The organism is Mesorhizobium sp. M4B.F.Ca.ET.089.01.1.1, assembly GCF_004022605.1.
Taxonomy (GTDB): Bacteria; Pseudomonadota; Alphaproteobacteria; order Rhizobiales; family Rhizobiaceae; genus Mesorhizobium; species Mesorhizobium abyssinicae.
This window is the reverse complement of the sequence record NZ_RZOS01000910.1, coordinates 1-1,051: the sequence shown is the minus strand read 5'-3', so window position 1 is coordinate 1,051 and position 1,051 is coordinate 1. Positions and strand designations below refer to the sequence as shown.

Annotated in this window: 2 protein-coding genes and 1 pseudogene; all 3 read right to left on the bottom strand. The window is 65.0% G+C overall.

The features are described from left to right. Positions 1 to 498 (bottom strand): hypothetical protein (locus EN780_RS34955; RefSeq protein ID WP_128276520.1); only part of this gene is annotated, 498 nt, incomplete at its 3' end. 40 nt (positions 499 to 538) lie between these two features. Continuing rightward, on the bottom strand, positions 539 to 733 hold the full coding sequence (locus tag EN780_RS34950; protein WP_128276519.1) for a hypothetical protein: 195 nt from the start codon (positions 731 to 733) through the stop codon (positions 539 to 541). A gap of 61 nt (positions 734 to 794) precedes the next feature. Further along, positions 795 to 1,051 (bottom strand): annotated as a pseudogene (locus EN780_RS34945) (hypothetical protein); the annotation flags it as partial.

The following is a 1,051-nucleotide window of genomic DNA, read 5'->3' as shown; positions in this document are numbered from 1 at the left end:
CTTGCGCAGATCACGCATGTTCGGAAGACGCACGCGGTCAAGCTGGCCGTCGGTGAGGTCGCGGACTTCCTCGACCGTGCGGATGCCGGCGGTACGCAGCACTTCGGCCTGCTCGGGAGTGACGCCAGACCAGGCGGCGAGCGCGGTCCCGTTGAGAGGGATTTCCTGCCCGCTTTTGAATGCGGCATAGGCCGGCTCGATCTGGTTCCAGCGGGCCGTCATGAAACGCAGCTTCTCGCCGTCCTGGTCCTCCCCCATCAGCGACGGGTCGGGAAGCAGATGGCGGACGCGCTCGGTGGTGCGCGTGTTCAGCGGCGAATGCGATGGCGAATAGGTCACCCAATCCTCGGGCTGAAGCTCAAGGATGCGCCGGCCGCTGGCATCGAGCTTGTAGCCTTTGATGTCGCACTTCTCCTTCACCGGATCGCCCTTGACCGGCAACTTCTCGTAGCTCTGCTTGAACCCAATCACGCGGATAAGGGGCTGCGCTTCGCTCATTTTTTCGGCTCCTGAAAACGTTGTGGGCGCCAGCGGAGCCCTACTGGTTGCTCACTGCGACGATGCCGGGAAACTCGGCGTGCAGCGCCGCCCACTCGGCTTCAGACAGCTTTTCGGCATTGGCGAGGTTGATCGCGTTGCGGTGCTCGCCGCCGTTCCAAAGCTTGCGGAATTTCGGGAAGATGCCGGCCTGGGTATCGACGGCGACGGCGGGGGCTTCGTTCTTGTCGGCCATCTCTGGCACTCCTTTGCGAGAGGAAAGGCAGGCGGGCCGTTACAGCCCGCCCGAGGTGCGGTCAGTACGGGAACGCGCACATGATGATCTTCGCCGAGGCGTCGATCGCGTAGGCGCAAACCGTGTCGGTCACGGCGGCGGCCACCTTCAGGGTGCCGTCGGTGGTGGCCGAGAGGATCAGCGCGTTGCCATCGCCGCCCGAGACGAGCGCCGTGGTGACGGTTGCCGGGCCTTTGACCTGGATCCAGCCGTACTCGCCGTTGCCAGGAGCACCGGCGAGTACGGCCGGATCCAGGTCAAAGGGCCGGCAACCGGCAC